This window comes from Microcoleus sp. w1-18aA5, assembly GCF_036701705.1.
GTDB lineage: Bacteria > Cyanobacteriota > Cyanobacteriia > Cyanobacteriales > Microcoleaceae > Microcoleus.
Genome location: NZ_JAUPTE010000056.1, coordinates 1 through 26,719, shown reverse-complemented (window position 1 = coordinate 26,719; position 26,719 = coordinate 1). Strand labels below are relative to the sequence as shown.

Genomic DNA, 26,719 nt, shown 5'->3' with positions numbered 1-26,719 from the left:
CGGTGTCGGCGGTGTCGGCGGTGTCGGCGGTGTCGGCGGTGTCGGCGGTGTCGGCGGTGTCGGCGGTGTCGGCGGTGGCGGTGGCGCTACATCGTTATCCGTAATCGCCACTGTCACCCCTGGAACCACAACCACATTATACTTAGCATCACCACCACTCACACTGTGAGTAATATTACCGCTGTGCGCGCCTTCGACAACTGTATCATCAACAGCTTTCACCGTAACGGTTTGAACACTATCCCAATTAAGGGTAGTGAAAGTGATAGGCGCGATCGCCTCAATCTGATTACCTGTTGTGAGAGTGATAGTTACAGGGGCGATCGGCTGGCTGTTGAGTTTGACTGTATAACTGCCATTCGCCCCGCCTTCAGTAGCACTTATTTGCGTGGGAGAAATGCTGACACCTACTGTGTCGTTGTCGGTAATAGCTACATTTACATCCTGAATTGCCGTGCCGCTATACTTAGTGTCTGTACTGGTAACTGTGTGAGCGATCGTACCGCTGTGCGTACCTTCGGCTTTGTTATCGTCGGTAGCGGTGACTGTGACTGTTTTGGCAACATTCCAATTCGTGCTGTCAAAGATAACAGGCGCGATCGCATTTATTTCACTTCCGGCATTAAAGTTAATGCTTACAGGGGCGATCGGCTGCGACGTTAATTTGAGCTCATAACTGCCTGTCGCCCCGCCTTCTGTCGCAGTTGTTGCCGTGGGAGTAATAGAAATACCAGCCGTATCATCGTCTTTATTGCTGAGGTTAACATCCGCTACATCTTTGTTGTTGTAAATGGGATCTGTACTAACAGTAGCCGCCGTGAGAATCTTGTAGCCAATATCGCCGTCAACAATGCTATCATTAACCCCTGTTACTGTCACCGGCTGCGGTGTGTTCCAGTTAGCAGTAGTGAAAGTTAAGCTATTAGTTGAAACTGTTCCCTCCGCAACCTTATCACTGCTCAAACCGATAGTAACATCAGCAGTCGGCTTAGTATTCAGAACCACAGTAAAGCTAGCCTTAGTGCCATCTTCGCCCGTAGTTAATCCCGCCGTCGGATTCACCGTAATTCCCGGAGTTTCGTTATCACTGTTGGTGACTGTGACATCATCAGGATCGAGGTTATTGTAATTAACATCGGTACTCACAGCAGCAGTCGTGACTATTTTGTAAGGTAGAGGGCCATCAGCTACTAAATCGTCAACACCACTTATCGTTATTGGTTGCGGTTGATCGTAGTTACCAGAAGTGAAAGTTAAGCTATTAGTTGAAACTGTTCCTTCGGCAACATTATCACTCCTCAAACCGATGGTAACGTCAGCAGTGGGTTGAGCGTTGAGTTTGACTGTAAATTCTGCCTTGCCACCAACTTCACTTGTAGTTAATCCCGATATTGGGTTAACAGTAAAGCCAGCTTTGTCATCATTAGTAATAGTTGTGGTAGCGGTAGCAGTGGTAATTGTCGGTGTTACGCCTGGGCCTGTGGGACTTGAAAGGGTGACGGCTATGGTTTCGTCGGGTTCAACTAGGGTGTCGCCTAATAAGTCGAGAGTAATGGTTTTGGATGTTTCATCGGCGGCAAAATTAATTGTGCCAGTAGGAGTAGTTGCCCCAGAAGTGCCACCGATGTTGTTGTAATCGCTGATGTTTGTAGCTGTTCCGGCGATCGTATAATTGACGCTACTTGCCCCGCCTGTGTTGCCGCTGCGAGTGGCGGTGAAAGTCAGAGGTTTTGTGCCGCTATTGCCTTCAAGAATGCTGGGAGTACCGGCGGCGATGGCGTAAGAAACTGTACCGTTGGCTGCAATAGTTAATGTTGTTTGTTTGGTTGTACCGGCAATGCCTCCGGTGATTGTGCCGAAGTTGAGGATTGCTGTTTCGGCGTTTTCAGGGAGATTGTCGGGTTTGATAGTAACTGCAATATTTTGGGTGAGTGCGGAACCTGTTGCACCTGCGGGGAATTTAATCGAGGTAGGGGAAATGGTGTAGTCTGAGTTTTCGGTGGCACTGCTGCTGGGGTCGATCGCAATTGGTACTGTTACATCGGTGAAGGGAGTGCCACCGCTGATGGTGATGGGAATATTAACTACTGTATCCGTTGTTCCTTCTGTGCCAGGGTAGGTTGCTGCACCGAAATTCACTGTATTGGGTGTATTTAGCAGAATTGAAACGTTATCTGAACCGCTGTTAGTTACTGCCAAATCCGGGAGAGTATCAGCATTAAAGTTGCCTGCAATAATGGAATTTGGATCTGTGTTTGCAGCAAAGTTAATGGGTGTACTAAAACCGCCATTGCCGTTGCCTACTAGAATTGATGCGCCGCTGCTGCTTCTTACGGCTAAGTCAAGTTTGCCATCTCCGCTAAAGTCTTGGGCGACAATGCCTTGCATACTTGTTCCGGCGCTAACCTCAGTGGCTGCGCCAAAGCCGCCTGTGCCATTTCCTAATCGAATTGACACACTGTTAGCGTTAACTACGGCTAAGTCGAGGAAATTGTCTCCGTTAAAGTCCCCATTAGCGATCGAATTTGGATTTGTTCCACCCCCAAAATTAGTAGCTACACCAAAGCCGCCAGTACCATTCGCTAAAAAAACAGAAATGGTGTTAGAGAAACTGTTCGGCACAGCTAAATCGGAAAAAGTATCTCCGTTAAAGTCCCCCACTGTCATCAAACCGGGAATTGACTGCGCGCTCAAGTTAGTGCTGAAATTTAATGCCCCGCTGCCACTGCTATTTGCCAGCAAAATTGTGACAGTCCCAGAGGTACTGCCAGGGCTTGCATTGACTACTGCTACGTCTGAAAAGTTATCGGCGTTAAACTTCCCAACTGCAACCGAGATAGGATATACTCCTGTGGGATATGGAGTGGGGCTGCCAAAACCGCCCGTACCATTTCCTAAGAAAATTGAGAGGGCGCCGCCAGTGCCGCTACCCACTACTGCCAAGTCGGGGAAATTATCATTGTTAAAATTGCCGATCGTGATCGATGTGGGACTTGACACCGCCAAGGTAGGAATAGGCGCGGGATTAAAGCCACCAGTCCGATTTCCTAACAGGATGGAAACAGTGTCAGATCCTTGGTTTGTTACAGCTAAATCAGGTTGGCCATCGACGTTAAAATCCCCGGTAGCAATACCGTTGGGATTTGTCCCTGCACCAATATTAGTCGGAGTACCAAAACTATTCAAAACATACTCGTAACCCGCTAACACTTCGGCTTCAAATACCAGCGGGGTTTCTATTTTCCCGGTTCTCATTTCCAGTTCCCAGTCGCCACCTTTTGCTACACTTCCTGTGAGGTTTTGGGAAGCCGCAACCGACGCGCCGGTTAACTCACTCAAGCGTTTAACAAATGCTTTTCCTGTCTCGCCTGCAGCTACTGAGCACCCGTACAGCAAGATATTAGGTCGATTTTTGCTCCTTGAGTCGGTTTGTGGCGAAAACCATTGCTGTAGAGAATCCCGATCGCACTCTATATCATCTAAACTCAAGCTACCGTCGCCCAATTGCAAGCTACCCGGAGCACCGTGAGAAACTATGTGAATGCTGTCAATATTTGTCCGAAGAGCTAAAATTTCAGTAATTTGGTTGATCGCATCTTTATTCCCATCCAACACGACTACTTCCGTACCCGCTTTTACCCCGGCAATCAAACTTTGATAATTTTCAACTTGAGTATCTATAAAGGCGATCGAACTTGGAGAAACTTGATTATTGAAATTTGGCATATTGCACCTACTAATAGCTAAAAAAAGACAATAATTCCCCTGTTTCGCGACTTGCGTCCGAAACACTTTCTGAATGTTGTAGTAACAATAACTGTTTTTTCTAAAAATCTATATAAAGTTTTCTTTATAAACAGTTTTTTAATTAAAGTTTTGATAAAGATGGGGAAAATTATTAAGTAATATTACGGATGAGCCAGCGCGAGGTGGATGAAGTAACACAAAAGCACTTTAATTGCAAGTGTAATGAGACTCAAATATTAAGATCGGGATTTTTGATAGATATCTGCGATGTAATTGAGCCGCTTTTTTCAAGCCCTGGAGGACTTTCGGGCAAGGATGGGGGCGGGTTTACGAGATAATTGCCTAATACCAATTATCTCGTAAACCCGCCCCTAAAACTTATTCTTGACCATCTTTACGGGCGATTCCCTACGAGATAGCTTCGCACGCGCGGACTTACTTCAAACTCGCATCTATCCGTGCTAAAATCCCCTCAGCTTCCCCACACAAAGCAGCGTGACAACAGCCGTTACTCGCCAACAATCCCCCCCACTGACTGACATCTCCCCGGTTATATTGCAAAGTAGAACCGTCAAAACGAGTAAATTGACCGCCCGCTTCAGTCAAAATTAATTCGGGCGCCGCTAAATCCCAATCTTTAGGCGCAGACTTTCCCGAAAGCGCAATATAAACATCAGCCTTTTGTTCTACAATTGTCGCAATTTTACAGCCTATACTACCGACAGCCAGTTGATTTTGACAAGGCAGTTTTTGTAACAATTGATTAAAGCGATCGCCCCGGTGACTGCGGCTGGTTACTATAGATAAATCTGCCACTATATTTCGCGCCGAAACTTGCAATTTGACCGCAGAACCGTCCCGACTTTCCATAAAAGCGCCCGCCTCGCGGATTGCGTAATAAATCTTTTGCTGTTCGGGCCAAGCCACAACTGCTAATACCGGTCTTCCCTCGAACGCTAAAGCAATGTGAACGGCAAATTCCCCTGTCCTGTCAATAAAATCTCGCGTTCCATCCAAAGGGTCAATAATCCAAACCCAACTTTGAGGTAAGGGAATTTGACCGTTTTTTTCTAAATAAGATTTGTAAGTTTCTTCGCTGAGATAGCCAAATTCTGCATTCCCTAAAGCCGACTGCAATTCGTCGAGAATGTAAGAATTGACAGCGACATCGGCAGCGGTGATGGGGCCATCTTTTTTCTCCTGGATGTCGAGGTTAGGAGTGTGGCAATCCTGGCGATAATAGGATTGTAGGATATCTGATGCACTCCAGGCGATCGATCGGGCAATTTCGCTGATTTCTTCGAGAGTTTTCATGAATTTCTTTTTTGTGAACCGCAGATGAACGCCGATTAACGCAGATTTCTGTAGAGGCGGTACCCCTGTGTCCGCCCCGGGGAACCATACATTAGCAATTACCAATTAATATGAGGATATTTCCATTCATAATAATTGGGAAACACAAAATTAGTAAAAGAAACCGAAATACTAACCTCCAATGATTTTACATGATGCCACCAACCGACAGGAATAAAGATAGCTTCTCCCGGTTCCAAAATCACTTCAATAATTTTCGCATCTCTGTAAAGCGGGTATTTGTCATAATCGGGATTTTCTCCGTCCACCTTGCTGAAAACCCCGACGTGATTATAAAGCAGAGGTGTTTGTTGCGGAGAAATCAATTTAATTAGTTTGCGACCAGACACTTGAGCTAAAATTAAATTAACTGGGTCATGGTGCAGCGGTGTAATCGTGCCTTTCGGCCCAAACCAAAAGAAAACTCTGCCTTTTGTATCCGTTGGATTTAGGTATTCTGGGAAAATTTCAATGTCGTTAAATAGGGGTTTAAATTCCTCTCTTTCCAGAGTTTGGTTGTTAGCCACCATGTAGTAGTCGTTGCTAGGCCCACCTTTGACCACCATGTCTACATATTTGCGGAACAAAACAATTTTTTTGTGATTTTCTATCTTAATTTCGTAATTCGGGTCAGAGTTGCGGTTGGCTTGAATTTGTACCTCTGCATCGCCGTATTTTTGCTGCAAATACTCCGGCGTCCACAACTGCAACGCTTTCCAGTTGTGCATAATATTGGTAATAATTACTGGAGTATTTTTGGCGTAGTAATTTTCGAGAAAATACTCTCTAGAAAGGCTGCTTTTGCGTTCGATTGTGCCAAACTTGGAAGACAATGCAGCTAATTGATTGCTAATCCTGAGATGCGATTCTAATTTCTGCAATAACTGCACGTACTGACTACCTGCTTGAAAGTAGGGATGAGATGATATTTCCCTAACTTCTGCGGTGGCTGTTTCCGCATCTAGGCCGGTACTTATTAAGGCTTGAATGATTTCTGCGTCGGGTTGATTTAATAATTTGTTGGCCGCCACCCACTGTTTCATATTGTCGGGGACTTCTTGTTTGCTTGGGGTGAGTAGATTGGGCAAGTTTTGTGTCAGCCATTCTAGGTTAACTTGCTGTTGTTCTGTGAGGGTAATCCGCAAAGGGGGAAGGGTGATAGTTAGGGGTTGGGTGTCAGCCATGATTCGGGTATGTTGTTTTGGGAGTGTTTTGTGTGACTTTAACTTGTCTTACTAATATAGCAATTTGGTTAACGAACCGCGAAGGCGCAAAGGGCGCGAAGGAAGAGAAGAGAGAAGTTCACAAATTTTGTCGAGGTTGCTGTCAGGATTTTAACTTAATAGGTGTTGCTAGTTCAACTTTTCTAGCTGGGAGGGGTTTTCCCCGGATACTTTGATTAATTTTTAATTAAAATTAACCCTTATTCATCCAGGCGCGGGTTCCGAAGTTTTTGCAGGAATCGGAAGCGATTTTAGCTGCTGCAGTGAGAGTATCTGTAAAGTTGTTATTTTGCAAAATGTAGTGACAGAAAGCGCCGTGAAAGATGTCGCCTGCGCCTAAAGTGTCTGTGGCTTGAATTTGAGGTACTTGTATCGTGCCGTAACTGCCATTGCTGAGGTATAAAATTGATTTTTCGCCGCGCGTGATGGCAATATGGGAAATTCCGGCTGCTGACAGGTAAGCAAAGACTTGTTCTGAATTGTCGCAGTTGGGCGGATGAAAATTCTCGGAACATACAGCCCATTCAACGAAAGGCAATATTTCCTCTAATCCGGGTTTCCAACTGCCACCGTCGAGGACAATGGGAATGTTTTTCGAGTGGGCAAGTTGAGCAATTTCTTGGCTGGCTGCGATTTGATGTCCGTCAAGCAGTACCATACTAACTGATGTTAAAATATCCTGGTTAATTGTTTGACTGTCAACTTGCGATTTCGTAGCATTGATGGAAATTACCGATCGATCGCCCGTTGCTTCAGTTACAATAATCGAGGAAACTGGCGGCGAGTGCGATCGCCCAGGTTCCAAATCAATTATCCTGACATTATACTCCGCTAAGTCTGCACGAATTAATTGGGCGATCGCGTGAGTGCCCAAAGCCCCAGCCCATGCCGCCGCATTCCCCAAATAGCTAAAAGTGACCGCAGCATTGGCCGCCGGCCCGCCCGCAGCAATGGTACAATCAGAAGCAACAACTTTCTGATTTTCACCTGGAGGCTTCCCGGCTAAATAAATTAAATCTAACGTCGCCAATCCCAAAAACAATCCTGTTTTCATATCTTCTTAAATGTGTGGCATGGGCGTCCCGCCCGTGTCCCATCTGCGGTTAAAAATCCCAATCTAAAAATGCAAGCAAATCCCACCACAGGAACACTTTACATCGTAGGAACCCCGATCGGCAACCTCGAAGACATGACATTTCGCGCCATCCGAATCTTGCAAACAGTAGACTTCATCGCCGCCGAAGACACCCGCCATACAGGCAAACTTTTGCACCATTTCCAAATCAAAACTCCCCAAATCAGCTATCACGAACACAACCAACACCAGCGACTTCCCGAACTCATCGACAAACTGCATTTAGGCAAAGATATCGCCCTCGTCACCGATGCTGGAATGCCGGGAATTTCTGACCCCGGTTCCGAGTTAGTTAAAGCCTGCGCCGATGCTAATATTAACATTATTCCGATTCCCGGCCCGACCGCCTGCATAGTTGGCATAACTGCATCAGGATTACCCACTGAAAGATTTGTATTTGAAGGTTTCTTACCCGTTAAAGGCCAAGAACGCCAACAGAGTTTAGAAGCTTTGCAAATAGAATCTCGCACTATAATATTATACGAATCTCCCCACCGATTGCGGCAAACTTTACAAGATTTAGCAACTACTTTGGGCAGCGACCGACAGATTGTGCTGGCGAGAGAGTTAACTAAAATGCACGAAGAGTTTTGGCGTGGTAGTATAGAAAGTGCGATCGCACTTTACACCAATCGCGAACCCCAGGGAGAATTTACCCTCATAATTGCCGGCATCCAAACAGCAGCCCCAATATTTTCCGAAGACGCCATTAAAGCAGAATTGCAAACATTAATTGCAGAAGGCATAAGTCGTTCCCAAGCCAGTCGCCAGCTAGCGCAACAAACATCCCTCCCCCGGCGCCAAATCTACCAACTCGCCCTCACAATTGGCGACAATGAATCATTAGAACAGCCCGTGGATGACTTGTGAATATCTCTCTTCTTCTCTGCGGCCTCTGCGGCCTCTGCGGTTAAATAAAAAAAGCTAGATACTCACACTCAGAATTATATGGTACGCGGAAACTACGATCGACAAAAACCATATTTACGCAACCCCCACATTAACAAACCAATCGCCGAAATTTATGCAGACTTAGACGCCTTTACCTGGGAGATATTTGAAGACCAACCCCACCGCTTCGATACCGTCAGTTTCTACGTCTTGCTTCCCCCACTATTTTACGAAGGGCGTTTCATCAAAGGAATTTACTTCAGCGAAGCAGTCGAACTCATCAACAAACTATTTCCCCAACTTTCCTCAGTATTTTTCTCCTTCACCTATTCCCCCGGAATCTCCTATTCCTGGGCCCCCATAGCTGACGCCTACTCCAGTTTATACAAAAACCCACAGCGAGAAAAGTGGTTTCGCGAAACTTATGTCGATCGCGCCCACAAACCAATCATACCACTGCAAGACACCGACTTCATCAACGAATACTTAATTTCCCCTCGCAACGTCCCCGCCAAAGACATAGACTTGCTAGCCGTCTCCCGAATTTCCGAAGAAAAAAATTTGCCAATCATAGCAAAAGCCTTAAAAGTTTACCGCCAAAAATATCCGCAAAAACCGATTAAATTAACAGTAGTCACCGGCCACGAATTTGATGCTAGCAACCTGAAAACTCTCGACCAGTACGCCTTAAAAGAATGGCAACAAGTCGAGGAAATTTTAACCAATCCCTCGGACTACATTAACTTAGTGCCAAGAGTAGACTACTACAGCGAAATCCCCACATATTATTCACGAGCCCAAGCATTCGTCCTCGGTTCCCTCCTCGAAGGAAAAAACAGGGGAATTACCGAAGCCATGAGTTGCAACGTACCAGTAATTTGTTTTGAAGAATTCAACCAATACGCCAGAGGAAACTCGCCTGTTTTCCCCGAAGGTGCGGGTCTTTACGCCAAATTTGACCCGGAATCTCTCGCAGATACTATATATACAGTATTGGAAAATCAAACAGAATTCAAACCGCGATATCAGTATTTAAAGCATTGCGGGCGCAAGAACTTTTTCAATACTTGTATAGACAGTTTTCCTTACTATCAGCACAACATTCCCGACTACAAACCGGGAGATGCTATTAACAATTTGTGGCTGGATTTAGCAGTTCAGCAAAATTATCAAGTTAGTTTGAATAGCTTTTTGTACGGAGGTTCTCCCTTGTCTCATATTCGCGGGACAAATGCGATTCAGCACAATCTCGGTCAGTTAACCAAGTTTCAATGACAGATAATTCGGAATGATGAAACCACAGAGGACACAGAGGAAGAGAAGAGAGAGATGAATAATTCTAATGTCAACGGGATTTGAGATTAGTCTTCATAGCGAGGACTTTCGCTAAAAGCCCCGTGGAATTCATTCCCTAGCGACTGGTAGATGGTCGGCTTAAGTTGACACCAATGCCCGATGCCCGATGCCCGATGCCCGATGCCCGATGCCCGATGCCCTATGTCCTATGCCCTATGTCCTATGCCCTATGACAATATCCTCAAAAATCTTACTTGCCAAAACTCTAGCCAAATTCACAGGAACAGCATTGCCGACCATTTTGTATCCATCACCAATATACTTGTACCTAAAAATAAAGTCATCCGGGAAAGTCTGAACTCTCGCACACTCTCGCACAGAAAGCCGACGGTAAGGCAAAGGCGAATTAGGGTCAAAAATGCGTTTGTCTTTGCCAACCAAAATCATTTTACTAGCTTGAGGATGGAGAGGTGCGTGTCTGCCGCTTGCCTGAATTGTAAAAGAAGGTTCTGACCAACTTCTAACTCGATTGCGCGACATATAAAGGCTGGAAAACCCCAAATCCGCACATTCGTGATTTGGGACAGAATCGTGATAATTATCTAATTTACCCTTAACTGACATTGGCGCGATCGCCTGCAAATCAAAAATCGCATCTTTCAGCGTCAAAACCTCAGTTCCAGGTTCGGGAAACTCAAAACCAAAACCCAGATTTTCCCGATAACCAACAACAATCACCCTTTGCCTATCTTGCGGAACACCAAAATTTCTAGCATTCAACAACTTGTACGAAACCCGATACCCGATGTCCTCAAACTGCGATAATATATAAGTAAAAGCTTCTTTGTTTCTGGGAGCTAAGATTCCGCTAACATTCTCAGCTAAAAAAAACAAAGGCTGCTTGTCCCGCACAATTCTGATATACTCCCAGAAAAGTTGACCCCGACTGTCATCAATCCCCCGTTTCGCCCCTGCTTCACTCCAACTTTGACAAGGAGGCCCGCCAATTATCCCAATACAGTTAGGAATTTCATCAGATTTGATTTTCCTGATATCTCTGCGATCTAAAATAGTTTCAGGATGATTGAAATTATACGTATCCCAAATAGACTTATCATATTCATTCGCCCAAACCGGATTAAACCCAGCCAAGCGAAAACCCAAATCCAACCCCCCACAACCCGAAAATAGAGAAATAATATTCATACCTATCGACATCTATCTCCTCTCTTCCTTCGCGCCTTTCGCGCCTTCTCGGTTCGTTAAAAAAACCAATAATCCTCAATGAATGCAGAATCCATCCTTCAATCTTACCAACATTTCGGCGTCCATCTCGGCCTAGAAAGAATTCACCAACTTCTCCAAAAACTAGACAACCCCCACAAACAAGTACCCATTATCCACATTGCTGGCACCAATGGCAAAGGTTCCGTTTGCGCTTATCTCTCTTCCGTACTAACAGAAGCAGGCTATCGAGTTGGACGCTACACATCCCCGCACCTAATCGATTGGACAGAAAGAATTTGCATCAACCAAAAACCAATTTCTACAACAGAATTGCAACAGTGTCTAGAACGAGTTGTCGCCGCTACCGAAAATAACACCGAAACTCCCACTCAATTTGAAATAATCACCGCAGCAGCTTGGCTGTATTTCGCCGAAAAAAAAACAGACATCGCAGTCATAGAAACTGGATTGGGCGGTAGATTAGACGCCACAAACGTTTGCGAAAAACCTCTCGCTAGCGTCATTACTTCTATCAGTCTCGACCACTGGCAAATACTCGGCCCCACTGTGGCAGATATTGCGGGGGAAAAAGCGGGAATTCTCAAATCGAAGTGTCCGGCAGTTATCGGAGAATTGCCAGAATCAGCTAGAATAGTAGTAGAAAAACGCATTCAAGAATTAGACTGTCCGGCAACTTGGGTAAAACCAGCAATAGATTTAGGACAAGGATTCGCAGAATATCAGTTAAATCAAAATGCAGTTAAAATAAAATATCAATTGCCGCTGCTGGGAACAATTCAACTAATGAATTCAGCAATTGCGATCGCAACTTTGCAAACTCTCCAAAACCAAGGATGGCAAATTTCTCCAACCGCCATCGAAAACGGTATCGCCAAAACCCAATGGCCCGGAAGACTCCAGCAGACAACTTGGAAAAACCGCAATATATTAATTGACGGCGCGCACAACCCCGCCGCCGCGATCGCCCTGCGTGAATATGTCGATCGCCTGAACAATCACCCGTCACCGATTAACTGGGTAATCGGCATTCTTGCGACTAAAGACTGCGATGATATTTTGAAAGCATTACTCAAAAAGGGCGATCGACTTTACCTAGTACCCGTACCGGATCAAAACTCATCATCCCCCGCAGAATTAGCCACCCTCGCTCAAATTATCTGCCCCGAATTAACTTTCTGTCAAGCCTTCCCCGACTTAACAACAGCTTTAGACGCTGCTGTTACAGATGACAACCTAACAATCCTTTGCGGTTCGCTTTATCTCGTCGGCTATTTTCTGCAACAACAACAATCCCAAGCTTAAACGCATCCTGCCTTAAGATGAATTCTTCGGGTAAACTGGCAAGAGGTGCTTCATAGACACTGGGTTTCTTGTCGTAACCTCATGTCCGTTAGCAACGAATAGGAGAATAGAATCCGCGTTGTGAAGAGGCGGTAATTTCATCATTCGATAATAACTTAAAAGCTTATATATGCTTATATATGGCGACACAAATTCCCATTATTTAATAATACGTCAAGTAGCATAAAAAAGCAAGAGGTAATCTAAAAGAAAATTAATGCCCAATGCCCAATGCCCAATTTTTGTTACAATACAAGTGAGTTTAGAAAAATTTAGAGATAGAAGTTTATGAGCAGCCTTATATCGGTGCAAACGCTAATTGAATATATAGAAGCTTTGCCAGCCCAAGAGCAAACTTTACTATTTGAGGAGCTTTTCAGGCGAAACATAATCAAGCAGCGTCAGGAAAACATCGATTCTACAGTCAAGGTAGCTGTTGACTCGGCGAGGTGGCAAGAAGCACTAGAAAAGTTCCTCCAGGAAAACACCAAGGATAGAGTAAACATGGTCAAATTTTTGGACGCGGTTCGCAAAGCAGACCCGCTTATCATTGGAGAAAGAGAAAAGCCACGCCAGGAAAACACCAAGGAGACAGTCAAGACAAAAACACTCTTAACAGGTAACGCTACCTGCGACATTCGCGCAGCCGATCGCACTAACTTTGGGGGCGACCTCGACAGCTCAACTGCTCACATAATCATTAAAAACGAATCAGACAGAACAGTCAGTGCAGCGTTGCTGGGATGGCCCGAATGTAAAGCTTTTGGCGAGACGCGATCGCAAGCACTGCAAAACCTTCACGATTTAGTAAATGCCCAGCTAGCCGAAGCAGAAATCGTCTCTGTCAAACTCACTTCTAGTCGATCGAACAATCCTTGGGTGAGGTTAGCTGGTAAGTATGAAAACGATCCGTATTACGATGAGGTATTGGCACACATAGAAGAATATCGCCGCGAACTCGATGCAGAAACCGAAGCTTATTACAGTCAAATTGACGCTGCGGTTGAGACAGAATGAGCCTATACATACTTGATACGAATTGTTTCTCCGAGTTGCAAAAGAATCATCCAATGATGGTGCAGCGGGTCGAGGTTAACGCAGAAAACCTTGCTGTAACTATCGTAACCGTAGAGGAAGCAATTCGCGGCTGGTTCGATTTTATCAGAAAGGCTTCGACATCTTCGCAAGCGGACAAATTAGTATGGGGTTACACCAGGTTATGGGATACATTAGATGATTTCAAAAATCTCAACATTCTGAAATTTGACCAGAATGCTTTCACTATTTACACTGAGTTCCGTCGTCAAAAAATACGCATCAGCACGCAAGATTTGCGGATTGCTGCTATTGTACTTGCTAATAATGCTATCCTCGTTACGCGCAACAAACAAGATTTTGAGAAAGTGCCTGGTTTAGTGCAGGAAGACTGGACTATTCAACCTTAAAAGCAAGAGGCGAGATCAAAAAAAAATCCCGCCCCAGCTTCACTTAAAAACTACCTTTGATCCCAAGCCTTAGCCGCATCAGCAACAGCTTGGTCTACCGACTTCTCATCCAACATAGCCGCCTGCAAATTGTCATAAATCGCCTTTTGCAGCTTCTTAACATCCTTCAAAGGCGGAATCAATAGCTCGGCGGAACTCAACCCAGAAGCACTAACAACCCGAGCTCGATCGGCTGCGGGAGCATCAGCAGGAACGCTCTTAAAATAACCGTCCTGCAAAGCCTCAACCGTAGAAGGCAAAACATTAGCAGCCTTAGCAAAAGCCAACTGATTTTGAGAATTAGTCACGTACAGAGCAAACTTGACAGCATCATCAGGGCGCTTGCTGTCGCGGGGCACAACCAAATTCATCACCGCCACAGTCTTCTTGCCTGTTTCCCCCGTAATTTGAGGCGCAGCAGCCGAAACAGCACCAATACTCGGAGCATTCTCAGCAATCGCCTTCAAAAACTGAGGCCCAGAAGCTAACAAAGTAGTTTCCCCAGCTTGATAAAGCTCGATCGCCCTGCGATGTCCCTGCACCAAAACATCCTGTGGCAAAAGTCCGTTCTTGTACAAATCCACCCAATACTGAAAAACCGCTTTGCCCTTAGCAGTATTAAAAGCCGCCTTGCCTTTAGCGTCAACCAAAGGCACACCCATTTGCACGAAAGATTGCAAAACTTCCGCCGAATCTTCCGGCACAAAAGTCACAAAAAAAGCAAACTTACCAGTCTTCTCCTTCACCTGCTTCGCAACAGTTGCCAACTCGGCATAAGTAGCAGGAGGCTTAGCAATTCCCGCCTTCTTCAACAAGTCCGTATTGTAAATTGTCACCCCAGTCGTGAGATACCAAGGAATGCCAAAAGTCTTGCCGTCGAGTACACTAGCTTTCCAGATATTTGGGAGATAGAGCTCACGAACTTGCTGCGGAATTCGAGAATCCAAATCCAGCCAAGCATTGCGTCCCGCCAACAGCGAAGCAAAATCGGGATTCAGGTTCACCACATCCGGCGCAGTTTTCGCAGAAACAGCCCCCAAAATCTTGCTTTCCATAGCCGACCAAGGAACGTCCACCCAGCGCACCTTCACCCCCGGATTTTCCGCTTCAAAACCGGCGATCGTCTTGTTGAAATACTCAGTAAACTGAGGTTGAAGCTGCATGGTCCAGAACTCGATTGCCTGCGTATTATTTGCCTGGGAATTAACAGCCGGCTTGCTGCAACTCACCACCGCCGCCAGCAGCAGCCCCACCAGCCCAAATACAGCAAAAAGTTGCCAAGATTTACGTTTCATAGAATAAAATTTGAGAGTTATGGGAACCGTCAGACAAAAAAGCGCTCGCCCGAATCAAGCGCGATGAGTCAGTAACAGAGTTTTGTACCTGGGTTCAGGAGCGAGATAGTCTGTTTTTGTGCAGAATCGGCGGGTTTTTGGTCGATCGAGCTGGAATTTATTGACATTCTCCGCAGAATAGCTATTGTCAAGTAAATTGGATAGCATAAAATCGGAACTAGCGATCGCGCAACACAGACGGAGCTGCGTAGCTACGGCGGGATACCGAGATTACAGCACTCTGGTGGCAGTTGGAAACCAACCCTCCAACAAGCCTGCGCGCTGAATCAGGCTGGCCAACTACAAAAGAAAAAAATAGCAATTATCGGCGACCCAATCACATGGTTAACTTTTTCAAAGGTCTACTTTCCCAACGCCAGCCAGGAATCGGGCTCGAAATAGCCCCAGACCGCATCAACATCATTCAGCTCGAAAAGAAAGCTCAGGCATTAAAATTAGGCATCCTAGCCTCAATAGAAGTTCCAGAAGACTATATACAAGAAGGACAAATAGTCGATCCGCCGGGAATGGCAGAACTAATAAAAGCCGTCCTCGCCGAAAACAAAATCAAAGCCAAGCGAGTAGCCACAGCCATTCCCGGCCGCGAAGCTGTCATCCGCTTAATCCCTGTTCCCGCAGAACTCAACGAAGAAGAACTGCGGGATTACATGAACGCAGAAGCAGGACTGTACTTGCCGTTTCCCAGAGAAGACGCCGACGTAGACTATCAAAAAATAGGCCTATTTGTAGATGACGACGGAGTAGAAAAAGTGCAAGTCGTGTTAGTAGCAACCCGGAGAGAAGTTACCGATACATACATCGAAACCTTCAAAGAAGCCGGACTGATTATAGACGTACTAGAAGTAACCAGTTTTGCCCTAATCCGCACCCTCAAAGACCAACTGCAACAATTTTCCTCCCAAGAAGCCGCTGTTCTCACCGCCATAGAATTTGACAGCACCGAGTTAGCTATAGTAGTGGACGGCATACCTCAGTTCAACCGTACCATCCCGATCGGCACCTACCAAATCCAGACCGCCCTCAACCAAGCCATGAACCTGCCGCCAACCAGAGACACCAGCGAACTGCAAGGCATGACCCTGCCCGTCACAGATACAATGGGCGCATCGGGAGACGCCAATCCGGGAACAAATGCGATGATAAAAGTATTGGGAGAACTAGCAGACGAACTGCGCCGCTCAGTAGACTTTTACCTCAACCAGAGCGAAGAACTCGAAGTAGCGCAACTGCTGCTAGCAGGCCCTGGAGCTGCGATCGGCAAACTAGACGAATTTTTTATGCAAAGATTAAGCTTGCCCGCATCTCAAGTCGATCCCATCGAAACCCTAGGACTCGAAATCAGCCAAGAAATTACCCCAGAACAGCGAGCAGGTTTAGGAGTCGCCCTAGGTTTAGGACTAAGGGAGGTTATGTGACCTAACAGTTTTAGATGAGAGAAAAACCGATTTGAGAATTTTAGGTAAAAACCCCTTCCAAAAGAAGAAGGCAGAAAGCAGAAGGTAGAATATTACAGGTAGAAGGTAGAAGGTAAAAGGTAGAATATATCTGAGGTAGAAGCAGCCCCTTCCTTCAGTAGAAGGCAAAAAGTTGTTTCTTTCTTCCCTAAATAAATCCTTCACTTGTACCAGCAATCTTGGGCTCTGTCAAAAATCTAAAATTTCCCATTTAAATCTATAGCAACAGCCAAGACTGTGAGGACATTCTTAATTGCTCAAACATAAGCGGTAAATCACTTTTTCCTTCTTCCTTGTCTGTTTTACCTTCTACCTTGTGCCTTCTACCTTATGCTATAAAATCGAGTGAAGCCATGTACAGCCTAGATATTAATTTTCTCAACGACCGTCCGGACTACAAACCCGTTGCAACCAAAAGTCCAGCTAAAAAAAGTTCCGGTGGAGTCAAAGACCAACTGCCCATATATGGAGCGGTGCTGTTTGCCCTTGGCATCAACGCCGCAGTCATGGGAGCCTGGTGGTGGGCGACTAACGAAAATACCAACTTGGCCACACAACAAGCAGCCATCGACCAAGAACTGGCAACGTTAAATACTCAAGCCAACACCATCAAAGCCATCAACGCCGAAACCGACCAAGTTACCGCCGAATACAAAGCATTAGCCGGAGTATTCGACCAAATTAAACCTTGGTCGGCGATGATGCAAGACCTGAGTGCCCGTACTCCGGCGGGAGTGCAAATTGGCAAAATTGAGCAAATCGACCCGAGTCCCTCCCCCGTTGCAGCAGCACCCCCACCCGCTGCAGCAACTCCCGCCGCCTCCCCAGGGGCGAGTCCGTCTCCAGCCAGCCCCGCCCCTGCTGCTGCTCCCGTCCCCGTCGTCCCGCAGCAGCCAGCAAAAGTACAAATTTCAGGAATAGCCAGTACCTTTGCTCAAGTTAACGACTTTATGCTGCTAATCCAGCGCTCTCCTTTCTTCCTTAACACCGATACCAAACTGATAGCGGCCACATTAAAAAACAACCCCGCACAATTACAAGTGCGAAACCAAAACGCAGCACCACCAGAACTTCCCAAACTGCGACCGGTGGTGGAATATAAAATTGAAACCACGCTCAGCCCGACGGGGGCCTCCGAGTTGCTCTCCGAACTGCGAAGCAAGCAAGCAGACGGGCTCGCAATACGGATAGAAACACTTCAAGAAAAAGGAGTGCTAGAACCACAAAAAGGAGAAGTGAAAAAACCATGACAGCAGAGTTTATTTCTAGCGGAAAAGCAGAAGAGACAGGGGCTCAGGAAATATTCGGCATTAAGCTGACACCCCAAGTCCAAGCAATCGGCATCGCGGTTCTCGGCCTCCTCATTGCCGGCGGCCTCGGCTACCAGTTCGTACTGCCCGAATTCCAAAAAAGCGGCGAATTCAAGCAGAAACTTAGCGAAAGCAAGCAAACGCAAGTGCAATTGCAAACTCAAATTCAAAAAAAGGCAGAAGCAGAAGCAAAGCAAGAAGAAGCAAAACAGCGCCGGGCCAACGTGACGGCAATGTTTGCCAGCGACGCCAGCGCCAACACGCTTTTGCTTGACATGACCCAACTCGTTAATAGAATCAACGCCGGCGTGCAAGGAGATGACCTCAAGGCTAAAATTACCAAATTTGAGCCCGATATGCCGCCAGCAGCAGCAACCGCCGCGCCGGGAGCTCCAGACCCTGATATTCTGGCCGATACCTCCTTCGGGCCGTCCCTGGCTGGCAAGCTCAGACGCAAAAAATTCAAGGTAGAGTTTGAAGGCACTTTTGCTCAAACCCGCAATTTTATGCGTAACTTGGAATTGATGCAGTCGCTATTGGTAGTTAGGAATTTGAAATCTGAATTGCTAGCATCAAATCAGCCAATTGAAGTTGACTTTTTGAAAGGGAAAATAGTTCCTGTGGAGCAGCCACCAACTAAAATTAAAACTGCTTTTGACTTGCACGCGCTGCTGCCGTTAAAGCAAGAAGAAAAACCGCCAACTCCGGCTCCGAGTCCTGGTGCTAAGTAGCGGTAGTTGGGCGGATAGATATTAGCTATTGTTCCCAAATGGCTCTTTCACAAGAAGTCAGAAGGCAGAAGTTTGAAAGGGGAAGATTGAAGGTAGAAGTCAAAAAAGTATGAAGGTCAGAAAAATATTTTTTAGATGGCAATCAAAAATTGGCTCTAAAATCTAATTTCTTCTAATACCAGTTTCAAAAAGTAATGGAACTGTATGGCAATCCTTGCAGGAGTCGTAATTTTTTTACCCTACCCCAACCCTCCCATTTGTAAGGGGGGGAGTAAGAAATCCACAAATGATGCGAGGATTGCTGTAGGATAGCTTCTAACCCTTATGTCATCTGTTATTCCCAATCGAAAATTAAAAATCGAAAAGGGCATAACTGCTTCCTTTAAAAAGGCTCGAAGCGAGAATATTTTAGTCAGTTTAGCAGCTAGCGACAAAAGACTGCGAACAACAAATAACAAAGTGTAGTGGAGGAGAGAACGTGAAACAGCATCTACGGTTAAGTGGAGGACTCTTATGCAGTGTTGCAGGAGTTCTGATCGCCCAAGCCCCTGTCTTGGCATTGCCGACTCAGGTCACAGGAGTGCAAGTAAGTCAAGGTAATAATGGCGTAAATATTGTTCTGGCGACAGAAAAGGGCGATCGCCCGCAAGTTTTCGCCATCAATAACGGCAATACTTACCAAGCCACAATTATTAACACCCAGCTCCGCTTGCCACAAGGCAACAGCTTCCGTCAAGATAACCCCGCTCCGGGAATTTCTTCAGTAGAAATCAGCCAGGTAGAGGCTAACAGCATCCGCGTTGTGGTAGCCGGCACCAACGGAGTTCCCAACGGACAAATTGTGCCGGGACAAGGCCAAAGCATCGTCCTTAGCGTTGCCGGACAGGGTGGCACAGCACAGTCTGCCCAAACTCCACCCCCGCCGCCTCCGGGACTGCCACTGAGCCAAACAGCTCCCCCCCCGGCTCCCCAAGTCCGCACCTCGCAAAACCCAGGCGTGCTGCTGCCAAATCCCGAAGTTACTGTTACCAGGAACGATCGCCCGCCCCTCCCCAGCGAAATACAATCCCAGACAAATCAGGCTGCGCCTTTCCAACCGCGGGCAGTTGCTCCGCCCTTGGGAGATATCGCAGTGTCTAACATCGCCCCCGGCGCGGGAAATATTGAACTGAGTTCGGGAGAACGCATCCCCCGCTTGGTATTGCGGGATGCCCCAGTCCGAGACGTTTTAGCTCTGCTGGCCCGCGCTGCAGGCTTGAACATTGCTTTTACAGGTGGCGGGGCCCCTGCTCAGCCGGGCCAGCCCGCAGTGCCTGGTCAGCCGGGAGCTTCCGGCTCGGATGAAGGGCCGAAGATTTCTTTGGACATCGAAAATGAGTCGGTGCAAGATGTCTTTAATTACGTGCTACGGCTCAGCGGACTGCAAGCTAACCGCCAGGGGCGGACGATTTTTGTAGGGACTAGCTTGCCGATCGACTCGCGCAATATTATCATTCGGACTTTGCGGCTCAATCAAGTTCGCTCTACGGATGCAGCTAACTTTTTGAGCGCTCAAGGGGCGGAAACTCAACTGCCGATTACTCGGGTGACGATTCAAAGCGTCGGCCAGGGAAATGCGGCGCGGGATGTGGAAATTAGGGAACCGGACATTAAGGCGATCGGCGCTAGGGAAGGCACCGGGCCGCTCTTGCTGAGGGGACTGTCGGTGCTGGCGGATTCTCGACTCAATTCCATCACTTTGGTGGGAGACCCGCGCAAAGTTGACATGGCTGTGGCTTTCTTGACACAGCTAGATTTGCGCCGCCGTCAAGTGGCTGTGAACGTCAAGGTGATCGATATCAACTTGTTGGGAAATAACGACACTAGGAGCAGTTTCTCTTTCGGAATTAATAACAATTTCTTTGTCAATGACAATGGGGCGGCAACTCTCAATTTTGGCGGCATCAATCCGCCCAATACAACGCAGCTCGATCAGAGCTTGACCGGTAGGCCGATCATCGGCAACCCTTTAGCAGAACTGGAGCCTTTCTATGATGCGAACGGCCGACGTATCGTGCCGTTTACAGGTCAAGGTCTCGAAGGCCCCGCCAAAGGTGTGTTCCTCCAGCCGACAGCCCCAGTTACTAATGACCCTACGCGAGTTGGAATTACGGATTACGAGCCTGGATCGAGGACAGGCTCAGGAATTGCAGAGTTCGCCCTGTTCCCGGCGTTCCAGTATCCGAGGAGGTTCCTGTCGGCTTTGCGGGCAACTATTCAGAGCCAGAATGCCAAAATCCTGACCGATCCGACTCTGGTGGTTCAAGAAGGAGAAACGGCGAATGTGAATATTACTGATGAAGTGATTACTAACATCACGTCCGACACCGAGACTACCGGAAATACAAGTACCACAACGGTGACGGCAGTCAAAGATAGGGCGGGTTTGCAGTTGGGGGTGGCGATTGATCGAATTGACGACAACGGTTTTGTCTCTCTGCGGGTGAACCCGATTATCAGGACACCCGGCACCACTCAAAACCTTTCGACTGGTCCGAGCACCAATACTATCACTCTGCTGGGCGAGCGTTCGTTGCAATCCGGGCTAATTCGCCTGCGGGACGGTCAGACTTTGATTGTTTCGGGGATTATCCGAGACGAAGAACGGACTACAGCGAACAAGATTCCGATTTTGGGAGATTTGCCGATTATCGGTTCGCTGTTCAGGAGAACCAATAAGACCAACCAGCGGGCGGAGTTGATTGTATTGCTGACTCCACAGATTTTGGATGATAGCGATCGATCGAACTTTGGCTACCAAAACAACATCAGTCCCGACGCCCGCCAACTGTTGCAGCGCAGTCAGCCCGTCCAGCCGAGACAGTAGGAACGAAGGAAAAATGCCTTGCTGTCAACTTTCCACGCTCTTTCCCCTGAGTCCGACAGTCCGACAGTCCGACAGGGGTTGAAACCCCTGCCTCAAAGCTAAAGTCCTCGCTTCAGAGGACTAAAGAACTGATTAGTCCTCTGAAGCGAGGACTATAAATCACTCTTTCAGTCGTCTTCAGACGACTTCAGCTATGAGACAGGGACTTCAGTCCCTGGCTGGCGGGTTTCGGGAGAATGAAACAGCCCTGGCCCACGGGGAAAAGAAAGGGGAAAGAAAGAAGGAAGAAGGAAAAAACTTTTCCTTTAGCCCTTGACAAATTACATTTTATTCCTTCTATTTCTATTTTTTTTTCGATCATAAATCCACCGAGGCGAGAAATCTTGTCTCCAAGGTGGTATTTTTTTACCTAAATTTTGGGATTAATTACAAAAATTAGCAAGTTCCATATAAATTAAAGGTTCCACCGATCCATAACGGTCGGCAAGACTTTAGAATAATGCAGTGAAAATTAGATGCTGTGGGGTTTTCAGCAGTTAGAAACAAAAATTCCTTCTCTGACCAATTACCCTAGGGTAATTGGTATTCAGCAGGAGTTGTGATTCGCGGAAGCGGACGGGAGCAATCGGGAACCACCCAAACCTCCCAATCCACACCTCAATCCAGTTGATAACTCACAGCTAATAGTTGAACTAACTCTGTTTAACGTAATTTTGCAAATCGAGAAGGACTTCGCAATGAACAAAGGTGAATTGGTTGATGCAGTGGCGGAAAAGGCTAGCGTGACGAAAAAACAGGCAGATGCTGTTTTGAGTGCGGCCCTGGAAGCAATCATGGAAGCTGTCTCCGATGGCGACAAGGTGACGCTGGTCGGTTTTGGCTCGTTTGAGTCGCGGGAACGCAAGGCCCGTGAGGGTCGCAATCCCAAAACTGGAGACAAGATGGAAATCCCGGCAACCAGAGTTCCTGCATTTTCCGCAGGGAAGTTGTTTAAGGACAGAGTTGCACCGCCGAAAAACGCAGAATAGCTGGCGAACTGAGTCTTGATTAGACCTTTACACGGTGGGAATTTAGCTTGGGCAGCCGCACTGGCAGGCTGCCCTGCCTCTGCTATTGTCGATTTTTCTGCGAGTATCAGTCCTTTGGGCCCTCCTGAGTCGGCCTTGAATGCGATTCAAGCTCACTTGAGCAGTCTGACGGCTTACCCAGACCCGGATTATGGAGAGCTCAGGACTGCTTTGGGTGAGGCTTTGAATGTTGACCGGGATTGGATTTTGCCAGGGAATGGTTCGGCGGAATTGTTGACTTGGGCGGCTTGGGATTTGTCCAAGCTGGAGGCGACTTATTTGGTAACTCCGGCTTTTGGCGATTACTCGCGGGCTCTTTCGGCTTTCGGCGCGCAGGTGCTCAAATACCCTTTGGATCTTCAATCTTGCACCATTGTCAAGAACGGCCAAGATGCCCATTCCACAAGAGATGAATTTTGTGGAACAGGCATGATGCCTGTTCCTAAACAAGTAATTGAGCATGGTGCAACCTCTCAGTTGGATCTGAAATCGTCCGACGCGGAGGCTGGAAGCCGGTTAGTAACCGATGATTTGTCGGTTTCTAACCGTTCCCTTGTATCCCCTTCTTTTCGTATCCCAGTTCCTCTTGGTCTCGATGCCGCCTCTCGACGAGGTTTGCTACTGAACAACCCGCACAATCCTACGGGTTTGCTGTTTGCTAGAGAGGCGATTTTGCCTTATGTGAAGCAGTTAGGTATGGTGGTGGTGGATGAGGCCTTTATGGACTTTCTACCGCCTTCTGAGCAGGAAACTTTGATCGATGCTGTTGAGGAGTTTCCGAATTTGGTGATTTTACGATCGCTCACTAAATTCTATTCTCTGCCCGGACTGCGGTTGGGCTGCGCGATCGCCCATCCCGATATTCTGCGCCGGTGGCAGTTACTGCGCGATCCTTGGCCTGTGAATGCTTTGGCTGCTGCTGCTGCTGCTGCTGTGGTGCGAGATACTGTTTTTGAGCAGCAAACCTGGGATTGGCTGCCTGTTGCTCGCCGAGAGCTATTTGAGGGTTTGGCTAATTTACCGGGTTTGCAGCCAATTGCCGGGGCGGCTAATTTCTTGTTGGTTGAGTCGTCGATGTCGGTTTCTTCGATTCAAAAAAGTCTGTTGGAACGACACCGGATTTTGATTCGGGATTGTTTGAGTTTTCCTGAGTTGGGCGATCGATTTTTTCGGGTGGCTGTGCGCTCAAGGGCGGACAATCTGCGGCTGATTGCTGGACTTAAAGAAGTCAGTAGTCATTAGTCATTAGTCAGTAGTCAGTAGTCAGTAGTCCGTTGATAAACCGATTTTATTGGTCGTTCGAGCGCACCTACCCAAGAAACCCGGTTTCTCTGATAAATCTTGGGTTTTACAGCGAAGTATCTAGGCAGAAACCGGGTTTCTGACCCCGCGCGCCGATCGCCCTAAACTACTAACTAATGACTACTGACTAATGACTAATGACTACTGACAATCAAGCATCCAGGATACAAGCTCCCGGATTCATCCGTCCCGAAATAAAAAACCTGTATCAGATGAAACTTGCCCCCCGAATTTATCCGTGGTCAATGCTTCAATTCTAAAATCTAAAATCTAAAATCTAAAATCTAAAATTGATTGACTTCTTTATTTATGCTTGACTATGATTTAGTGATTATTGGTGGAACTCCGGCCGGACGTTATGCTGCTTTGACTGCAACTAATTTCCCGGCCCGCGTTGCTTTGGTGGAACCGCTCAGTAATTCCCAAGATTTGCCGACTGGGGGGAAAGAGTCGATCGACCTTGGTTGGAGATACAGCCAAACTTTGAGGGAGGCTGCTCGTTTTGCTCAGCAGATCAGCCGCCAGCAGTTGGGGGTGCGCTGGGAAGTCGCCAATTCCTCCATGCCGATCAAATTGGGGTTTGACGGGGTTCTCAAGTGGGCCGAGGGTGTTGTTTCTAATTTGTCAGAAATTGATTCTCTCGGCCTTTTGGCTGCTCGCGGGGTGGATGTTATTTTTGGCAACGGCGAGTTTGTTGCGAAACCGGATTTGGCTTTTGTTGTCGGCGGGCGAAAATTGCGATCGCTCTGTTATTTGCTAGCTTGTCCAACTCTGCCGGCGATTCCCAATATTGAAGGACTTTCGTCTGCTGGCTTTTTTACTTCGGAAACTGTTGGGGAATTAGCAAAACTTCCCCAGTTGCCTAAAAGTTTGGCTGTAATCGGCGCAGATCCCAGCGGTGTCGAAGTGGCTCAAACTTTTGCTCGCTTGGGGGTTGCTGTCACTTTGGTGGTGAAAAGTTCGCACATTTTGGCTAAAGAAGACCGGGAGGCTGCTGGTTTGGTGCAAGCTGGAATGGAAGCTGAGGGAGTGCGGATTCTGACTGCTACTGAGGTGACTCAAGCTAGGGTGATTGATGGTAAAAAGTGGATTCAAGCTGGGCCAAGGGCGATCGAAGCTGAGGAGATTTTTCTGGCCGCCGGTAGGGGACACAATTTTTCCTCGTTAAATCTCGAAGCGGCTAAGGTTAAATTCAGCGATCGGGGCGTGATTTTAAATGAAAAGCTGCAAACAACTAATCACCGCATTTACGCGATCGGCGATGTTGCTGGGGGTTATCCGTTCCCTCACATCGCTAATTACGAAGCTGCCGTTGCTGTGAAAAATGCTTTGTTTTTGCCAATGTTTCAAATAGATTATCGCGGGATTCCTTGGGCGATTTTTTCTGACCCGCAGTTGGCGAGGGTTGGCTTGACTGAAGCGCAAGCAAGACGCCGTTTTGGAGACGATCTGATTGTTTGTCGGGAATATTTCAAGAATGTTGAAAGAGCTCAAATGTCGGGGGATACCACTGGTTTTTGTAAGATTGTCGGGCGTCGCAACGGGGAGATGTTGGGAGCAAGTATTGTGGGGCCGCAAGCTGCTGAGTTGATTCACGCGATCGCTTTGGCGGTGCGTCACGGGATGAAGGTTGAGGCGATCGCCCAACTTCCTTATATTTGGTCGAGTTTTTCGGCAATTAACGGTCAAACTGCTGCTGTTTGGGAGTCGCAGCGCTTGGGCAGCAATACTTTTTCGCGCAATTTATGGGAGAATTTGTTTCACTGGCGCAGGTATTGGAATAAGTAAAGAAATCAACTGTTTGTAGTAGGATTTTTTTTAATTTCTATGATGAGCGCAAAGTTAAAAAGTAACTTGCTAATCACATTGCTCCTCATTAAAATTGTATGTAAATAAATAATATCAATTCCGGTAACACTCATACATGATGGGGAGTGCGGAGTGGGTAGCCGTCAGTGGGAGAATGTGGAATTGTGCGACCTTGACTTGATCATTCCCATCCAACTGGAAACGATATCAGACGCTCAGAAACCGGGTTTTTAGCTCACCGAAATGAAAACCGCGATCGGAAAGCGTCGGGGCGATCATCCGTTGGCGTAGGGATATACAGCACTTTCCAGGTAAGTGAAGTACAGAGAAACCAGGTTTCTTGAATAAAACCGATTTCTGGCGAGAAATCCAGAAGAAACCGGGTTTCTGGGGTGTACTTCATAAACCTGGAATCCGCTGTAAGTAAAAAAACTTGTAAAAAAACTTAGCCGACTGCCTCAATTGCCCGATTCCGCGAGGATCGCTGACTAACCCTAATCTGCGGTTGCAGTGGCTGATTGACTTGGGCTAGTTTCATTGTCCGCTTCTGAACTTTGGCATTTAATGCCTGATTCACTTCTGAGAGGGGGCAACTTGTTGTGGCATCTGGGCAAATAATTCAGCTTGCGATCGGGCGACTCCCAAGAGTTCCGCAATCTGGCGCAGAAACTCGATTTCCTCGGCTTCCGGCTTTAAATCCAGAGCCTCCTGAATTGTACTCATGACATTAAATTATGATCTAAACTAGATATTAGATGCTTGAAGGCGATTGCCTTCAAGCATCGATTTCAAAAACACTCTTAAGTACCTGATTAGCGTCTTAAGTTCCTCTGCCATGAACTGCGATCGTTCAATCAGCCTTAGCCAATCCATTTTCTACTTAGTCTCAACTCAAGTATTAACAGCTCTTACATAAAATATTAAGTCGGGTTTTTAAAATCCCTCTTTGATAATTTGAACTCCCCAATATGTTAAGAAAAATGTAATTAATGAATAGCAAGGCAGATAGAGGGACAATAGTAAATATCAACTAAGTAGGTCGGCGCAAAAAAACCGAACTATGTTAAGATAAGTAAACAAAGAGAATATATCTACTGAGGTAACTAA

19 protein-coding genes are annotated in these 26,719 nt (G+C 46.9%); 12 read left to right on the top strand and 7 right to left on the bottom strand.

The window, feature by feature from the left end:
• The 4 genes from Q5691_RS19180 to Q5691_RS19165 all read right to left on the bottom strand — a co-directional run.
• Positions 1–3,726: DUF4347 domain-containing protein (locus Q5691_RS19180; protein WP_333346358.1), on the bottom strand; the 3,726-nt coding region annotated here is incomplete at its 3' end.
• A 456-nt stretch (positions 3,727–4,182) separates the two neighbouring features.
• Positions 4,183–5,061 (bottom strand): inositol monophosphatase family protein, encoded by an 879-nt coding sequence (locus Q5691_RS19175; protein ID WP_333346355.1) that lies wholly within the window; start codon positions 5,059–5,061, stop codon positions 4,183–4,185.
• A 98-nt stretch (positions 5,062–5,159) separates the two neighbouring features.
• Positions 5,160–6,284: a cupin-like domain-containing protein gene (locus Q5691_RS19170; protein WP_333214619.1), complete on the bottom strand. Its 1,125-nt coding sequence runs from the start codon at positions 6,282–6,284 to the stop codon at positions 5,160–5,162.
• Positions 6,285–6,516: 232 nt separating this feature from the next.
• Positions 6,517–7,377: a sugar kinase gene (locus Q5691_RS19165; protein ID WP_333311254.1), complete on the bottom strand. Its 861-nt coding sequence runs from the start codon at positions 7,375–7,377 to the stop codon at positions 6,517–6,519.
• Positions 7,378–7,446: 69 nt separating this feature from the next.
• Here Q5691_RS19165 and rsmI point away from each other — a divergent pair, with 69 nt between their 5' ends.
• Both rsmI and Q5691_RS19155 read left to right on the top strand, forming a co-directional pair.
• Complete coding sequence (gene rsmI, locus Q5691_RS19160) at positions 7,447–8,328, top strand: 16S rRNA (cytidine(1402)-2'-O)-methyltransferase (RefSeq protein WP_333311253.1); 882 nt, start codon at positions 7,447–7,449, stop codon at positions 8,326–8,328.
• A 78-nt stretch (positions 8,329–8,406) separates the two neighbouring features.
• Positions 8,407–9,624, top strand: coding sequence for a glycosyltransferase (locus tag Q5691_RS19155; RefSeq protein WP_333214625.1), 1,218 nt, complete (start codon positions 8,407–8,409; stop codon positions 9,622–9,624).
• A gap of 234 nt (positions 9,625–9,858) precedes the next feature.
• Here the strand turns inward: Q5691_RS19155 and Q5691_RS19150 are convergent, their stop codons facing one another.
• Positions 9,859–10,851 carry a DNA cytosine methyltransferase gene (locus tag Q5691_RS19150; RefSeq protein ID WP_333346352.1) on the bottom strand — a complete coding sequence of 331 codons (993 nt, stop codon included), beginning with the start codon at positions 10,849–10,851 and terminating at the stop codon, positions 9,859–9,861.
• A 78-nt stretch (positions 10,852–10,929) separates the two neighbouring features.
• Between Q5691_RS19150 and Q5691_RS19145 the strand changes: the two genes are divergently transcribed.
• The 3 genes from Q5691_RS19145 to Q5691_RS19135 all read left to right on the top strand — a co-directional run bounded on the left by Q5691_RS19145 (position 10,930) and on the right by Q5691_RS19135 (position 13,679).
• The gene (locus Q5691_RS19145; RefSeq protein ID WP_333346349.1) at positions 10,930–12,195 is read left to right on the top strand and encodes a folylpolyglutamate synthase/dihydrofolate synthase family protein; all 1,266 of its coding nucleotides are present in this window, start codon (positions 10,930–10,932) and stop codon (positions 12,193–12,195) included.
• Between the two features lie 327 nt (positions 12,196–12,522).
• A complete protein-coding gene (locus Q5691_RS19140; RefSeq protein ID WP_333346346.1) occupies positions 12,523–13,251 on the top strand; it encodes a hypothetical protein in 729 nt (242 codons plus the stop codon).
• The gene (locus Q5691_RS19135) at positions 13,248–13,679 is read left to right on the top strand and encodes a type II toxin-antitoxin system VapC family toxin (RefSeq protein ID WP_333214632.1); all 432 of its coding nucleotides are present in this window, start codon (positions 13,248–13,250) and stop codon (positions 13,677–13,679) included. The genes Q5691_RS19140 and Q5691_RS19135 overlap by 4 nt, the downstream gene beginning before the upstream one ends.
• Positions 13,680–13,729: 50 nt before the next feature.
• Here Q5691_RS19135 and Q5691_RS19130 read toward each other — a convergent pair whose 3' ends face one another.
• A complete protein-coding gene (locus Q5691_RS19130) occupies positions 13,730–15,013 on the bottom strand; it encodes a sugar ABC transporter substrate-binding protein (RefSeq protein WP_333346343.1) in 1,284 nt (427 codons plus the stop codon).
• Positions 15,014–15,393: 380 nt separating this feature from the next.
• On the opposite strand from Q5691_RS19130, the gene pilM reads away from it, so the two are divergent.
• From pilM to Q5691_RS19095, 7 genes are all read left to right on the top strand, one after another.
• Positions 15,394–16,488, top strand: a complete 1,095-nt coding sequence (pilM, locus tag Q5691_RS19125; protein ID WP_333214636.1) for a type IV pilus assembly protein PilM — start codon at positions 15,394–15,396, stop codon at positions 16,486–16,488.
• Between the two features lie 392 nt (positions 16,489–16,880).
• A complete protein-coding gene (locus tag Q5691_RS19120; RefSeq protein WP_333346340.1) occupies positions 16,881–17,777 on the top strand; it encodes a PilN domain-containing protein in 897 nt (298 codons plus the stop codon).
• Entirely contained in the window at positions 17,774–18,568 is a 795-nt protein-coding gene (locus tag Q5691_RS19115; protein ID WP_333311245.1) for a pilus assembly protein PilO, read from the top strand. The genes Q5691_RS19120 and Q5691_RS19115 overlap by 4 nt, the downstream gene beginning before the upstream one ends.
• 478 nt (positions 18,569–19,046) lie before the next feature.
• Entirely contained in the window at positions 19,047–21,434 is a 2,388-nt protein-coding gene (locus tag Q5691_RS19110; RefSeq protein ID WP_333214642.1) for an AMIN domain-containing protein, read from the top strand.
• 737 nt (positions 21,435–22,171) lie between these two features.
• Positions 22,172–22,462, top strand: a complete 291-nt coding sequence (locus Q5691_RS19105; protein WP_006634837.1) for an HU family DNA-binding protein — start codon at positions 22,172–22,174, stop codon at positions 22,460–22,462.
• A gap of 15 nt (positions 22,463–22,477) precedes the next feature.
• Positions 22,478–23,743 (top strand): threonine-phosphate decarboxylase, encoded by a 1,266-nt coding sequence (locus Q5691_RS19100; protein WP_333214644.1) that lies wholly within the window; start codon positions 22,478–22,480, stop codon positions 23,741–23,743.
• A gap of 354 nt (positions 23,744–24,097) precedes the next feature.
• Positions 24,098–25,591 (top strand): NAD(P)/FAD-dependent oxidoreductase, encoded by a 1,494-nt coding sequence (locus Q5691_RS19095; RefSeq protein ID WP_333214648.1) that lies wholly within the window; start codon positions 24,098–24,100, stop codon positions 25,589–25,591.
• 594 nt (positions 25,592–26,185) lie between these two features.
• On the opposite strand, the gene Q5691_RS19090 is transcribed toward Q5691_RS19095, so the two are convergent.
• Positions 26,186–26,335 carry a hypothetical protein gene (locus tag Q5691_RS19090; RefSeq protein ID WP_333311240.1) on the bottom strand — a complete coding sequence of 50 codons (150 nt, stop codon included), beginning with the start codon at positions 26,333–26,335 and terminating at the stop codon, positions 26,186–26,188.
• Positions 26,336–26,719 lie beyond the last annotated feature (384 nt).